Consider the following 13,404-nt stretch of genomic DNA (forward strand, 5'->3'; position numbering starts at 1 on the left):
CGGGACATCGGTGAGCGACGGCCCGTACGGGGTCTTCACGGCATGCGGCCGTGCGGTTCAGTATTCGCGTTTCTTCGGCGGGATGTCGACGATGTGCACCGGCTGCCATGCGATATGGCCGGACGCGTCGGTCATCGAATGGGCGAGGAAGCGTTCGTCGTCGCGTTCGGGGAAATCGTTGCGCTTGAGCGATCCGCGCGACTCGTGGCGCGCGTCGGACGCGGCGAGCACGGCGCGCGCCAGTCCGATGAGATGCCGCACCTCCCAGATGGCGGTGACCTCCTGGTTGAACGCGGCCGTCTTGTCGTGCGCGGCGAGCGCGTCGGCGCGCGGGGCGAGCTCGCCGTCGACCGTACGCAGCGCGGCTTCGAGACCCTCCGCGTCGCAGCGCACGGCTGCGGCGCGCTCCATCACCTGGCCGAGGTCGGCCATGAGCCGGTACGGGTTGTCGTCGGCATCGTCCGCGGCGGCGGTTCCGTCCGTATCGTCCGCGGCATCGGCGCGCGGCGTGAGCAGGTCCTTCAATTCGTTCTCGCGCGCGGCCGAAGCGGCGTCCGCGGCGGCGGCGATCGCGTCGTCGATCTCCTGCACGTCCGGATCGTCCACGGCCATCGGATCGCCGACCGGCTGCGCGGCGACGCGCGCGGCCAGCGTGCGGCCGGCGCGCGTGCCGAACAGGCAGGCGTCGAGCAGCGAGTTGCCGCCGAGACGGTTCGCGCCGTGCACGGACACGCACGAGCATTCGCCGGCCGCGAACAGGCCGTCGACCACGGCGCGTTCGCCGGTCGCCTCGCCGGTTTCGCCGTCGCCCGCGTTCCAGCGGTACACCTCGCCGTCCACGGTGATCGGGATGCCGCCCATCGTGTAGTGGGCGGTCGGCTTGATCGGCACGAAATCCTTCGACGGGTCGATGTCCGCGTACTTCTCGATGGTCTCGACCACCTGCGGCAGCACGGCGCGCATGTGATCCGGGTCGATGCCCGTCATGTCCAGCCAGACGCAGTCCCTGCGCCCGTCCGGGTCCTTCGGGTCGGCGACGCCGCGGCCCGCGTCCACCTCCGCCATGATGGAACGGGACACCACGTCACGCGCGGCCAGATCGGCGTGACCGGGCGCGTAGCGTTCCATGAACGCCTCGCCGTCCGCGTTGCGCAGCACGCCGCCCTCCGCGCGGGCCGCCTCGGACAGGAGGATGCCCGTATGCGCGAGGCCGGTCGGATGGAACTGCACGAACTCCGCGTCCTCCAATTGCAGGCCGGCGGCGAGCGCGAGCGCCATGCCGTCGCCGGTCAGATCCCATGAGTTCGACGTGGTGTGGAACAGGCGGCCCGCGCCGCCGGTCGCGAACAGCACGTTGCGCGCCTTGACCGCGTGGATCGTGCCCTTGTGCGTGTCGAAGGCGACGACGCCGGCGGCCTTCGCGCCGTCGTCCGCGAGGACCAGGTCGGTCACGTACCATTCCTCGGCGAACGCGACGCCGGCGGCCACGCACTGCTGCCACAGGGCGTGCAGGATCTGGTGGCCGATGCGGTCGGCCGCGTAGGCGGCGCGCTTGACCGGGGCGCCGCCGAATTCGCGCGTGTGCCCGCCGAAGCGGCGTTGCGCGATGTGGCCGTCCTCGGTGCGGGAGAAGGCGACGCCGCCGCGTTCCAGGTTGATGACCGTTTCGGGCGCGTATTCGGCGAGCAGCCGCGCCGCGTCCTGGTCGACGAGCCAGTCGCCGCCCTTGACGGTGTCGTAGTAGTGCCAATGCCAGTCGTCGGCCTCGATGTTGCCGAGCGATGCGGCGATGCCGCCTTCGGCGGATCCGGTGTGCGAGCGCAACGGCTGGAGCTTCGAGACCACCAGGATCTTCGGGTCGATGCCCCTCTCCTTCATCTGCCTGATCTCGGGGGAGCGGAGCAACCCCAGGGCGGCGGACAGGCCGGCCGCGCCCGCGCCGACGATCACCGCGTCATACATGTCTTCCAACTGCTTCGGACTCATATCACCCCATTGTTCCATAAGGGCGGACTTCGCCGGCTCCTGTTGTCAAGGCCCTTGACGAATGGTGGATAACCCGCCTGCCGTCCACACGTTGTCCACGACACGCGCGGGGTCGGGGGCTCCGTCCACATTCCCCGTGCGGCTGGCCCCGACCGGGCGCCGGCGGGCACAGTGGACGCATGGATACCACAGCATTGCAGATGGCGCCGCCGGAGGCCCTGACGTCCGGCCTACCCGCTCTCGAACCGCTCGACCGGATCGCCGAACGGCTCAAGGACGGCACGCTCGCCACGCGCGCGTTGGGCGCGCTCGGCGAGGACTACGCCGCCGCGTGGCTCACGGAACGCGGCTGGACGATCGTCGACCGCAACTGGCGGTCCCGTTACGGCGAGCTCGACATCGTCGCCCTGTCTCCCGAACGGCGGATCGTGTTCGTGGAGGTGAAGACGCGGCGCACCATGAAGCATGGGCTGCCGCAGGAGGCGGTCACGTACACGAAGCAGGCGAACCTGCGCCGGGCGGGCGTGCAATGGCTGCTCGAACCGGAGCATCGGATCGGGCATACCGGCGTGCGCTTCGACGTGGTCACCGTGGTCGTGCGCGGCGGCAGACCGCTCGTCCACCTCATTCCGGGGGCGTTCTGATGGCGATCGGCAACGCGCTGTCGATCGGGCTGATCGGATTGAAGGCGTTCATCATCACCATGCAGGCGTTCATCAGCCCGGGCCTGCCGTACTTCTCGATTATCGGTCTGCCGGACGCCTCGCTGTCCGAGGCGCGCGAACGCGTCAAATCCGCCTGCCAGGCGACCGGATTCCACTGGCCGGAGACGCGCGTGACCGTGAACCTGAGCCCGGCGAGCATGCCGAAACGCGGTTCGTCGCACGATCTGGCCATCGCGGCCGCGGTGCTCGGCGCGTCCGGCGCGATCCCGCACGACTGCCTCATCGACTCGGTCGTCATGGGCGAGGTGAACCTCGACGGCACGGTGCTGCCCATCAACGGCGTGCTGCCGATCCTCCTGCACGCGCGCGAACGCGGCGTCGGACAGGTGATCCTGCCCGCCGGCAACCTCGAGGAGGCGCATCTGATCGACGGGGTGGACGTGGTCGGCGTGCGCCATGTGGGCGAGCTCATCGAACTCATGGGTGGCTCCGCACGCTACCGGCTGCCGGACGAGCCGGCGCTCGGCGGCGGGGCGTCCGCGTCCACCGCGCCGCGGGACCATGAGACGTTCACGTCGCCGAAGACCGGCGACATGGCCGACGTGGTCGGGCAGGAGCAGGCGAAATGGGCGTTGGAGGTGGCGGCCGCCGGCGGCCACCACATGATCATGGTCGGCCCGCCCGGCTCGGGCAAGACGATGCTCGCCTCGCGCATGCCCGGCATCATGTGCCCGCTGACCGACGCCGAACAACTGGAGGTCGCGTCCATCCGCTCCCTGTGCGGCACGCTCAACGCCTACGGCATCAGCGACGTGCCGCCGTTCGAGGCGCCCCACCACACGTCCTCCACGGCGGCGCTCGTGGGCGGCGGCACCGGGCTCGCCGAACCCGGGGCGATCACGCGCGCCCACCGCGGCGTCCTGTTCATGGACGAGGCGCCCGAATTCTCGGCGCGCGCGTTGCAGACATTGAGGGAGCCGCTGGAATCCGGATACGTGGCGTTGTCCCGTTCCAAAGGCACCACCTACTATCCGGCCGCGTTCCAACTCGTCATGGCGGCGAACGGATGCCCGTGCGGCATGAGCTACGGCACGGGGGAGCGCTGCGTGTGCACGCACAAGGAACGGCAACGCTACTTCGGCAGGCTCTCCGGTCCGATCCTCGACCGCATCGACATCCAAGTGGAGGTGCCGCCCGTGCCTCGCATCATCGGCGGCGAACGGTACGGGCGCGGACCGAACAGCGCCGGCATACGCCGCCGCGTCATCCAGGCGCGTCACGCCGCCGCCGAACGCTACCGGATGCACGGGTGGACATGCAACGCGCAGGCGTCCGGCACGTGGATGCGCGAACACATCGCCCAATCCGCGCTCGAACCGGTCAACCGCGCGTTGGAGACGCAACGGCTGAGCCTGAGAGGCGCGGACCGGGCGCTCCGCCTCGCCTGGACGCTCGCCGACCTGGCCGGGCGGACGTCCCCCGGCCGCGAGGAGACCCTGCAGGGCATCGCCCTGCGCACGCGGCTGATATGAGCGTCCCACACAAGGGACGCGAACGGAAAGGAGCCGGCATGGACGGCAACGGAACGGAACCGACGGATTACGAGGATCCCATGGGAATCATGGGGCCGATGGTCATGGCATCGATGGAAGGACACGGTCATGGAGACACCACATTCCCCTACGGAGCGACGCTACCCGCCTCCCGACCGGGAGACGCTGGCACGTGCCACGCTCACCTACTGCCTCGACGGGGCGGACGCGATCATGTACGCCACCATCAAGGGAGCGGGCAGCGGGACGGAGGCGTTGAGGCTCATCATCGGGTCACGACCCGGCAACGCCGGCGCGGCGGCCGCGACGGCGAGGAGGACACTCGACCACGTGTTCGCCGTCGGCCTGGCCAGATGGGGTAGCAAGGTCACGCCGCAAGGCACGCGCGCGTTCCACAAGGCGCTCGCCGGATGGCACGCCCGCCTCGACACGCTGCCCACCCTCGACTGGGAGCATCTCGACGGCTGGTTCACGATGGACGGCGCGCAATGGATCATCGGCCCGACCAGCCCATACTGGCCGCACCAGCTGCAGGATTTGTCCACACGCCGCGACTGGGCGTCGCCCCTGTGCCTATGGGGCGTCGGCGACGTGCGCGCGCTCGTCAGCTGCGCGAAACCCGTCGCCATCGTCGGCTCGCGCGGCGCCACCGACTACGGGCGCGCCGTGGCCCGCGATGTGGCGATGCGGTGCGCGGCCTCCGGGCATCTCATCGTCTCGGGCGGCGCGCTCGGCACCGACGCCGCCGCGCATTGGGGCGCGCTCGCCGCAGTGGACGAACGTGTAAGGAGAAGCCGCGGCGGCATGGCCGATCATGACGACGCGAATCCCGCGAACGATATCGGACGAACCGTCGCCGTGTTCGCCGGCGGGCTCAACCACATCGGCCCCTCCACGAACCTGCCCCTGTTCGAGCGGATGGTCGGACAGGGCGGCGCGCTCATCAGCGAACTGTGCCCGGGGACCATCCCCGAAGCGCGACGGTTCCTATTGCGCAACCGGATCATCGCGGCGCTCGCCTCCACCGTCGTCGTCGCGCAGGCGAGACTGCGCTCGGGCGCGCTCAGCACCGCCAACTGGGCGAACGACCTCAACCGTGAGGTGATCGCCGTGCCCGGCCCCATCACCATGCCGCACAACGCCGGATGCAACCGGATCATCGCCGACCATCAGGCCATGCTGCTCGCCTCCATCGAGGAGATCGACGAACTCGTCCACCCCGCGCACAAGCCCGAGCTGGGAGAGGAGCCGTGGAAGGAGCCGGAAGCGGCGGAGGGAGACGACGCGGATGGGAACGGGACCGACGGCGACGGTGGCGGCGACGTGACGGCCACCGCATCGCAGCGGGTCGTGCTGACCGCCATCCGTTCATGCCGGAGACGGCATGAACCAGTCACGTGCGACACGTTGCTGGCGCGTCTGCGCGAGGACGACCCGGACGCCGGCATGCCCCGTCTGCTCGCCGACCTGGGCGAACTGGAGGCGCGCGGTCTCATCCGCCGCGAACGAGGGGAGGTGTGGCCGGTCCGAGGAACGGCGGGAACGTGATCGACGTAGCTCTGACGTCTACGCCTTCCACCGGCAGCGGTCGAGATCGACCCGCCAACCCGGATCGCCCGCCGGCTTCGCCGCCGGCGGGACGAACACGACGCCCTCCTCCTCGAGCAGGGCGCGCTGCTCGTCCGGGCCTCCGAACGCGAAACCGGGCGCGAGCGAACCGTCGCGGAACACGACGCGATGGCAGGGGATCACGCCCGGCTCCGGATTGGCGTGCAGCGCGTAGCCGACCATGCGTGCGTTGCGCGGCGCGCCCGCCAACGCCGCCACCTGCCCATACGTGGCGACCATGCCGCGCGGGATGCGGCGCACCACCGCATACACGCGTTCATTGAACGAAGCAGAACCCATGCCCTCCAGTCTACGAGCGGGGAACGCCGCCGGCGCGGCTCGAAGCGGATGCGGCCGAATGTCATCCGGCGGACGACGACAATGCCGTCGCCGGAGGGCATCCGGTGCTACCGTGGAAACCGGATTCCGGGACGGCCCGCATCGACGCGGAGGCGACGGGAGCCAAGGAAGGGGAACGCCATGACCGCCGACGACAGGCCGCCCGCCTCGCCCGCACACGCCGCAACCGCACGGACCGCACGTCCCATCGTCACCATCGGACTGCTCGACAATGACCCGTTCGCGCTCGCCTTCCTCGAACGCACGATCACCGAACTCATGGACGAGGCGCGCGTCATCTGGAAGACCACGTCCGGACGTGACGCGCTCGCCCGATGCCTTTCCCCGGATACCGCGCCGAACGTGCTCCTGACCGACATGAGCATGGACGAACTGTCCGGTCCCGCCGTCTGCCGCGCCATCCGTGTGAAGACCGCACGCGTCGCCATCCTCGCCGTCACCTCGTTCTCGCTCGCCGTCTACGCGTCCAAAGCCGCCGATGCCGGTGCGCAGGGCATCGTCCCCAAAGCCGTCGAAACACCGATCGTCGAGGCGGTCCGCGCGCTCGCCGCCGGCGGCACGTGGCCGTCCGGCGCGACGGACGCCACGTTCGAGACGTCCGCCGCCGCGCACGTGCGTCTCGCCGGCGGGCGTATTCCGCGCCGCTTCCTCCTGTCGGACCGGGAGGCCGAAGCCATGAACCTGTGCTCGCGCGGCCTCGACACGGCCCGGATCGCCGCCGACATGCAGGTAGGCGTCTCCACCGCCAAGACCTACCTGACGCGCGCCATCCACAAGCTCGGCGTCTCCACGCGCGGCCAGGCCGTCGCCCTGTGGACGGGCTCGATGGAGGACGAACGATGAACGTCGTGCCGGACAGGGACGTGGATCCCGGCGGCGGACCGTCACGTCCGCTCCAGTGGCTGCGCACGCACTGGTTCCGCATCGCCATCGCCGCGTTCACCCTCGCCGCCACGCTGATCGAATGGGCGGCGATCCCTCCGGTCTACCCGCTGAACTTCCTGTTCTCCGGGATCTCCGTCGTCGCCATCGTGCTCTCGCCGTTCCTCCCACGAATCTCGGGTTGGCTCATCATCATGACCGTGGTGGCCAGACTCTTCGTGCTCGACCTGTCCGGGCCGAACCCGCTGTGGGCGGCGTACCTGGCGCTCGCGGTCATCGGATACGATAGCGCCATCCCCGTGGCCGTCGGCGCGCTGCTCACGGTGACGCTCGCCGAATGCGTGCCGGTGGCGTTGAACACGTTCAACGCGCTGTCCGCCACATGGATCGGCATGGTCAACTACATCGGCATGTTCACGCTCGCCACGATGGGCGGCATGTCGTTCCGCTGGCGCAGGCAACGCGACGAGATGCGCGAACAGGCGATGGCCCTGGAACGACGGCAATGGGAGCTCGACACGCTGCAACGCAACACGCGTCTCGCCTCGCGCATCCACGATTCCGCATCCGGCGGGCTCTCCTACATCGCATTGACCGCGCAACGCGAGCTGCGGCGCATCGGCGACGACGCGGCGCATGCGGGCGAACGCGCCGACTGGCGGTTCGTCAACGACCAGGCGCTGTCCGTGCTCGATGAGATCCACCATGTGATCGACCTGCTCGAGCGGCCGTCATCCTCCGACGGCGGTGGGCGGCCCGTTCCGGCGGCATCGGAGGCGCCGGAACGTCACGCTTCGCCGGACGACGGGATCCCTCCGGCGTCTCGCGCCGTCTCCCGCCGGCGGGAGGACGTCTCGACCGCCGCACGGACGGCCGAGACAAGGCTCGCGCGTCTCGGATTCCATGGCCGGTTCGACCTGCGCGGCGAAACGGGCGACGAGTGCTCCGGGGAGTCGCTGGCGGCCGCGGCCGACCTCATCGGCGAGATCGCGGCGAACATCACCCGGCACATGAGCCCGGATGCAGGCGAATACCGTTGCGTCATCACCTTCGGCGAACACGCCGTCGAAATCATGGAGACCAATCCGGCCGCCCCGCAAGGCGGTGCCGCGCGGCACGCCGGCGACGGCATGCCGGACGCTCCCAGACCGCATGGCAGCGGACTCGCCCTGCACCGGCGCATCATCCGGGGAATGGGCGGCGAACTCAACACCACGGCCGAAGACGGCGACTGGATACTGTACGCCCGCATCCCCGCGCATCCCGGTCCGGCACGTCGCCGGGAGCGTGCATCATGACCGGAATCCGCGGCGGTGACCGACCACGCAGACGGGGTCGCCGGACACCAATCCACGGCATCGTCGCCAGACTCGATCGGCGGCATCGCCTCATGTTGACGGCCGTCACGCTCCTCGCCGCGTGCATCGCCGTCACCGCGATGCCGACGTCGCTGCTCCCGCGGCCATGGAGCGACGTGGCGTCCAACGCGGGCGACGGGTCCAGCCGCACGTTGCCTACCACCAGCGACCACCCCGAATTCACCGGTCCGCACAAGTACGAGGCGTTGGACGCCTGGAACAACCTGCACACCGAACTCGGGCGCAGCATACTCGAAGACGGCACGGTGACGCCCGACGAACTGGCTGAAGTGCGCAAGGCCTACAACGCGTGCCTGTCCGTCTACGGGATGCAGGTCAGGACGATCACGGACGGCGACGGCAACCCGATAGGCGAGAGCGTCGTCCCGGTCCGCGGTTCGATGGATGACCGGCGACAGTCGTCGATCGTCGACCAATGCCGGATCGAATCCGACTACCAATGGCTGGAACCGTTGGCCGGCGCGTAACCGCGTGGACTACGGCGCGTCAGCGCGTCGTGCGGCATCGGGCCTACGCTGGGCGTCACAGGCATCGGAAGGCAAGGAGGCCGTCATGAACAGGACAATCGTCACGGTAGCCGTCATCTCCGCCATGTGCGTCGCGCTCGCCGGATGCGGCATCGGTGCGAACGGCGCCGACGGAGGCGACGCGGCGGGCGGCGACGGTTCGGCCGCCGCGTCGTCGGCGACCTGCAAGGCGCCTGATTTCTCCGGTCCATACGCCGATGAATTCAAACGGGAATACGGGAACGCGAAGACGGAACTCGCCAAACACATCCTGGAGGACTGTCAGGTGACCGACGCCGAGCTCAACGAGATCCTCGCCGCGCAACAGCAATGTCTCGCGCCCTACGGTCTGGTCGCCAACGAAACCGAAATACGGCAGATGCGCGGCAGCCTCTCCGACCAGGAGATCCTCGACGTGCAGGAGGACTGCGCGAAGAAGACCGACTGGTGGAACGTGCAATCCATCTACCAGCAGATGCGCGACAATCCCGACAACCTCGACGCCGAGGCCTTGGCCCGGGCCAGCTACCGGTGCTACGTCAAACACGATCTGCTGCCGGGGCCGCTGAGCGAGGACGAGTACATCGATACGATGACCGTGAGCGCCGTCACGCGGCCCAGCGCCGAGCAGATCACGGAGGCCGACCGACGGTACCAGGAGTTCTTCGGCGAATACTTCGAACAGATCGGCGACCGGCCGAATCCGGATTTCAAATACGGCCAGAACACGCAGAAGGGGCATCAGTTCTACCTGTGCGAGACCGACCCGTTGCACCAGTGACGGTGTGATATGCGCGGGACGCGCATGAAACGGGGGAGGGGCGTGGAGCCGCGAAGCCTCACACCCCTCCCCGCCGTCACGGGCGGAACGTCACTTCACCAGGCCGGTGAGCTCGCCGAGGTTCAGCTCGAAGCTTACGCCGCGCTCCTCGAAGTTCGGCTGGTGACGGGTGCTCTCCATCGAATGGCGCACGAACTCGCCGGCGATTCTCGCCGACTCGGCGAGGCCGCGGCCGGCCAGCACCGCGCCGCACAGGGCGGAGGCGAACGCGTCGCCCGTGCCGTGGATCATGTACGGCAGCTTCTCGTGCGCGAGTTCGATCTTGTTCTCCGCGCCGGTCTCCGCGCTCGCCACGTAGTTGACGATCTTGCCGTCGCCGTGGTCGATGCCCTTCAGCACCACGTTCTTCGCGCCGAGCTTCAGCAGGGCGTCCAGCAGGTCGGTGACGGCCGCGTCATTCAGATCCTGGCCCGGGTAGTCGCGCTTCGTGAGGATCGACGCCTCGGTCAGGTTCGGCATGAGCACGTCCGCGCCGTCCGCGAGCGCACCCATCGCATCGCACAGCTCCGGCGTGTACGTCGGGTACATCTGGCCCGCGTCGCCCATCACCGGGTCGACCAGGCGCAGCGCCTTCGGGTATTCGCGGTACAGGCGCTGGATCAGCGCCACCTGCTCGGCGGAGCCGAGGAAGCCGGAGTACACGCCGTCCAGGTCAACGTTCTCCTTGCGCCACGCGTCGAGGTAGCCGGGCAGGATCTCCGTCGTGTCGTGGAAGGTGAACACCTCGTAGCGCGTGTGCGCGGAGAACAGTGCGGTCGGCACCGGGCACACGTCGCAGCCGGCGGCGGACAGGATCGGGATGGCGGCGGTCAGCGAGCACTTGCCGTAGCCGCACATGTCGTGCACGGCGGCCACGCGCGGGATGTACAGGGGATCGCGGTCGTAGAGGGTGACGTCGGTCATGGGAACTCCAATCGACAATCGGACGAAAAACTTGCAGCATCGACGAGCGTAGTCGCGTCGTCGGCGGGGGAGCGCGCGCCATCCACATTGCGGGTCGTCACGGCGTGTCGCATGGTTCGCGGCGATGAATCCGGCGATCGCGGCACCCCGCGACGCCAATGATGCCAACGGATGATAAGCCCCTATAGGCAACCCCGATAACGTCGGGCTTGCGGCGCGCGGGGCCCGGGTCGTACCTTCATAACCAACACCTCGCCAACCGCCGAACACGGCCGGCGGGTGACGAAGAAACAAGACCTCGCGACCAACCGACAAGGAGCACGACATCATGGCCGAGAAGAACAAGAACTACCGTTTCGAGACGCTGCAGCTGCACGTGGGTCAGGAGCAGGCCGACCCGGCCACCGACTCCCGCGCGGTGCCGATCTACGCGACCACCTCCTACGTCTTCCACAACTTCGACCACGCGGAGGCCCGTTTCGGCCTCGCCGACCCGGGCAACATCTACGGCCGTCTGACCAACTCCACGCAGGGCGTGTTCGAGGACCGCATCGCCGCCCTCGAAGGCGGCACCGCCGGCCTGGCGGTCGCCTCCGGCGCCGCGGCCGTCGAATACGCGGTGCGCAACATCACCCAGTCCGGCGACCACATCGTCGCCGCGAAGAACATCTACGGCGGCACCTTCAACCTGCTGCGCCACACCCTGCCGCGCGACGGCATCACCACCACCTTCGTCTCCGCCGAGAACCCGCAGGAGTTCGAGGACGCCATCCAGGACAACACGAAGCTCGTCTACTTCGAGACCTTCGGCAACCCGAACGCCGACCTGCCGGACTTCGAGGCCATCTCCGCGATCGCCCACAAGCATCATCTGCCGGTGATCGTCGACAACACGTTCGCCACCCCGTACCTGTTCCGTCCGCTCGAGCACGGCGCCGACGTCGTGGTCGAATCCGCGACCAAGTTCATCGGCGGCCACGGCACCACGCTGGGCGGCGTGATCGTCGAGGGCGGCAACTTCGACTGGAACGCCGTCCCGGGCAAGTTCCCGACCCTCACCGAGCCGGATCCGTCCTACCACGGCCTGAACTTCTACGAGGCGCTCGGCGGCGCCGCGTTCGTGACCCGCATCCGCGCCATCCTGCTGCGCGACACCGGCGCCACCCTGAGCCCGTTCGCCGCGTTCCTGCTGCTGCAGGGCACCGAGACCCTGTCCCTGCGCGTCGAGCGCCACGTCGAGAACGCGCTCAAGGTCGTCGAGTACCTGCAGACCGTGCCGGAGGTCGAGTCCGTCTCCCACCCGAGCATCGAGGGCCGTCCGGACCACGAGCTGTACAAGAAGTACTTCCCGAAGGGCGCCGGCTCCATCTTCACGTTCGACATCAAGGGCGGCAAGGACGCGGCGCGCGTCTTCATCGACAACCTGCACCTGTTCAGCCTGCTCGCCAACGTGGCGGACGCCAAGTCCCTCGTCATCCACCCGGCCTCCACCACGCACTCCCAGGAGACGCTGGAGGAGCTCGAGGACCAGGGCATCCACCAGGGCACCATCCGCCTGTCCATCGGCACCGAGAACATCGAGGACATCCTCGACGACCTCAAGGGCGGCTTCGAGGCCGTCCGCGCCTCCGGCCTCGCCAAGTGAGCCTCGCCTGAGGGGATCCCATCCGTATGAAGGGGCGTCGCCACGGGTCATGACGCGGCGACGTGACGGATAGGAGGCCCGAGACAAGGGAAGGCTGACGGCGATACGCCCGACAAGGGGCGGTGGACGACGATTGCTCGTCGTCCACCGCCCCTTTCGCGTTGCCGGCATCATCCTCGAGGATGATGCGGCGCGCAGGGCGGCCGTCGCGAATCGTTCCCGCGCACGATGGGGCGCGCGGGAGAACGCCCATATCGTATGGACCATACGCCGGACGACGGGTCCGGCCTGACGTATGGGAGCGACGACATGGACGAGACGGCGAACCCCGCCATCCAGGCGATCGGACTGACCAAGGACTACGGCGAAGGCGACAACGTCGTGCACGCGCTGCGCGGCGTGGACGTGAGCTTTGGGAAGGGGCGGTTCACCGCGATCATGGGGCCGTCCGGCTCCGGAAAATCCACGCTCATGCACACGCTCGCCGGTCTCGACTCGGCGACCTCCGGCCGCATCCTGTTCCAGCACCGCGACCTGACGAAGCTCGGCGACGACCAGCTCACCCTGCTGCGGCGCGAGCAGATCGGATTCATCTTCCAAAGCTTCAACCTGCTGCCCATGTTCACCGCCCGGCAGAACATCCTCATGCCGTTGACGCTCGCCGGCGCGAAACCCGACCGCGCATGGTTCCGGCTGCTCGTCGCCACGCTCGGACTCGGCCAACGGCTCGACCACCGTCCGAACGAACTGTCCGGAGGCCAGCAGCAGCGCGTCGCCATCGCCCGCGCCCTCATCGCCAAACCCAGGCTCGTGTTCGCCGACGAACCGACCGGAGCCCTCGACTCCGTCTCCGGCACCGAGGTCCTCTCCTTCCTGCGGCGGGCGGTCGACGAACTCGGCGCGACCATCATCATGGTCACGCACGACGCCGTCGCCGCATCCTGGGCCGACCGCGCCATCGTGCTCGCCGACGGGCGCATCGTCGCCGACGAGACCCATCCCACGGCCGACCGCATGAACACGCTGCTCATGGCGGAACGCCACGCCCGCTGACCGACACGATCCCAGCGATCCCA

The 13,404-nt window shown here is 68.8% G+C and carries 12 protein-coding genes; 9 read left to right on the top strand and 3 right to left on the bottom strand.

Annotated features, from left to right (window positions below):
- Nucleotides 1-57 precede the first annotated feature (57 nt).
- A complete protein-coding gene (locus Uis4E_RS09220) occupies nucleotides 58-1,986 on the bottom strand; it encodes an FAD-binding protein (RefSeq protein ID WP_101622873.1) in 1,929 nt (642 codons plus the stop codon).
- 200 nt (nucleotides 1,987-2,186) lie between these two features.
- Between Uis4E_RS09220 and Uis4E_RS09225 the strand changes: the two genes are divergently transcribed.
- From Uis4E_RS09225 to Uis4E_RS09235, 3 genes are all read left to right on the top strand, one after another.
- Nucleotides 2,187-2,630: a YraN family protein gene (locus tag Uis4E_RS09225; protein ID WP_034529977.1), complete on the top strand. Its 444-nt coding sequence runs from the start codon at nucleotides 2,187-2,189 to the stop codon at nucleotides 2,628-2,630.
- Entirely contained in the window at nucleotides 2,630-4,183 is a 1,554-nt protein-coding gene (locus tag Uis4E_RS09230; protein ID WP_101622874.1) for a YifB family Mg chelatase-like AAA ATPase, read from the top strand. The genes Uis4E_RS09225 and Uis4E_RS09230 overlap by 1 nt, the downstream gene beginning before the upstream one ends.
- A 129-nt stretch (nucleotides 4,184-4,312) precedes the next feature.
- Nucleotides 4,313-5,752: a DNA-processing protein DprA gene (locus tag Uis4E_RS09235; RefSeq protein ID WP_101622875.1), complete on the top strand. Its 1,440-nt coding sequence runs from the start codon at nucleotides 4,313-4,315 to the stop codon at nucleotides 5,750-5,752.
- Between the two features lie 18 nt (nucleotides 5,753-5,770).
- Here Uis4E_RS09235 and Uis4E_RS09240 read toward each other — a convergent pair whose 3' ends face one another.
- Entirely contained in the window at nucleotides 5,771-6,112 is a 342-nt protein-coding gene (locus tag Uis4E_RS09240; protein WP_165784937.1) for an MGMT family protein, read from the bottom strand.
- A gap of 180 nt (nucleotides 6,113-6,292) precedes the next feature.
- Here Uis4E_RS09240 and Uis4E_RS09245 point away from each other — a divergent pair, with 180 nt between their 5' ends.
- From Uis4E_RS09245 to Uis4E_RS09260, 4 genes are all read left to right on the top strand, one after another.
- A complete protein-coding gene (locus Uis4E_RS09245) occupies nucleotides 6,293-7,015 on the top strand; it encodes a response regulator transcription factor (protein ID WP_165784938.1) in 723 nt (240 codons plus the stop codon).
- Entirely contained in the window at nucleotides 7,012-8,352 is a 1,341-nt protein-coding gene (locus Uis4E_RS09250; protein ID WP_101622877.1) for a sensor histidine kinase, read from the top strand. The genes Uis4E_RS09245 and Uis4E_RS09250 overlap by 4 nt, the downstream gene beginning before the upstream one ends.
- A 92-nt stretch (nucleotides 8,353-8,444) precedes the next feature.
- Entirely contained in the window at nucleotides 8,445-8,900 is a 456-nt protein-coding gene (locus Uis4E_RS09255) for a hypothetical protein (RefSeq protein ID WP_101622878.1), read from the top strand.
- A gap of 85 nt (nucleotides 8,901-8,985) precedes the next feature.
- Nucleotides 8,986-9,720, top strand: coding sequence for a hypothetical protein (locus Uis4E_RS09260; protein ID WP_101622879.1), 735 nt, complete (start codon nucleotides 8,986-8,988; stop codon nucleotides 9,718-9,720).
- A gap of 90 nt (nucleotides 9,721-9,810) precedes the next feature.
- On the opposite strand, the gene Uis4E_RS09265 is transcribed toward Uis4E_RS09260, so the two are convergent.
- Nucleotides 9,811-10,683 carry a pyridoxamine kinase gene (locus Uis4E_RS09265; RefSeq protein WP_101622880.1) on the bottom strand — a complete coding sequence of 291 codons (873 nt, stop codon included), beginning with the start codon at nucleotides 10,681-10,683 and terminating at the stop codon, nucleotides 9,811-9,813.
- 328 nt (nucleotides 10,684-11,011) lie between these two features.
- On the opposite strand from Uis4E_RS09265, the gene Uis4E_RS09270 reads away from it, so the two are divergent.
- Both Uis4E_RS09270 and Uis4E_RS09275 read left to right on the top strand, forming a co-directional pair.
- Nucleotides 11,012-12,328 carry an O-acetylhomoserine aminocarboxypropyltransferase/cysteine synthase family protein gene (locus tag Uis4E_RS09270; RefSeq protein WP_101622881.1) on the top strand — a complete coding sequence of 439 codons (1,317 nt, stop codon included), beginning with the start codon at nucleotides 11,012-11,014 and terminating at the stop codon, nucleotides 12,326-12,328.
- 309 nt (nucleotides 12,329-12,637) lie between these two features.
- Complete coding sequence (locus tag Uis4E_RS09275; protein WP_101623123.1) at nucleotides 12,638-13,381, top strand: ABC transporter ATP-binding protein; 744 nt, start codon at nucleotides 12,638-12,640, stop codon at nucleotides 13,379-13,381.
- Nucleotides 13,382-13,404 lie beyond the last annotated feature (23 nt).

It is taken from the genome of Bifidobacterium parmae (genome assembly GCF_002860365.1).
In the GTDB taxonomy this organism is placed as follows: domain Bacteria; phylum Actinomycetota; class Actinomycetes; order Actinomycetales; family Bifidobacteriaceae; genus Bifidobacterium; species Bifidobacterium parmae.

Excerpts from the sequence above, each read along its gene's own strand:
- Uis4E_RS09250 (WP_101622877.1), top strand. The coding sequence starts at position 7,012 with ATGAACGTCGTGCCGGACAGGGACGTGGATCCCGGCGGCGGACCGTCA.
- Uis4E_RS09225 (WP_034529977.1), top strand. The coding sequence starts at position 2,187 with ATGGCGCCGCCGGAGGCCCTGACGTCCGGCCTACCCGCTCTCGAACCG.
- Uis4E_RS09265 (WP_101622880.1), bottom strand. The coding sequence starts at position 10,683 with ATGACCGACGTCACCCTCTACGACCGCGATCCCCTGTACATCCCGCGC.
- Uis4E_RS09235 (WP_101622875.1), top strand. The coding sequence starts at position 4,313 with ATGGAGACACCACATTCCCCTACGGAGCGACGCTACCCGCCTCCCGAC.
- Uis4E_RS09230 (WP_101622874.1), top strand. The coding sequence starts at position 2,630 with ATGGCGATCGGCAACGCGCTGTCGATCGGGCTGATCGGATTGAAGGCG.
- Uis4E_RS09240 (WP_165784937.1), bottom strand. The coding sequence starts at position 6,112 with ATGGGTTCTGCTTCGTTCAATGAACGCGTGTATGCGGTGGTGCGCCGC.
- Uis4E_RS09255 (WP_101622878.1), top strand. The coding sequence starts at position 8,445 with ATGTTGACGGCCGTCACGCTCCTCGCCGCGTGCATCGCCGTCACCGCG.
- Uis4E_RS09270 (WP_101622881.1), top strand. The coding sequence starts at position 11,012 with ATGGCCGAGAAGAACAAGAACTACCGTTTCGAGACGCTGCAGCTGCAC.
- Uis4E_RS09245 (WP_165784938.1), top strand. The coding sequence starts at position 6,293 with ATGACCGCCGACGACAGGCCGCCCGCCTCGCCCGCACACGCCGCAACC.
- Uis4E_RS09275 (WP_101623123.1), top strand. The coding sequence starts at position 12,638 with ATGGACGAGACGGCGAACCCCGCCATCCAGGCGATCGGACTGACCAAG.
- Uis4E_RS09220 (WP_101622873.1), bottom strand. The coding sequence starts at position 1,986 with ATGAGTCCGAAGCAGTTGGAAGACATGTATGACGCGGTGATCGTCGGC.
- Uis4E_RS09260 (WP_101622879.1), top strand. The coding sequence starts at position 8,986 with ATGAACAGGACAATCGTCACGGTAGCCGTCATCTCCGCCATGTGCGTC.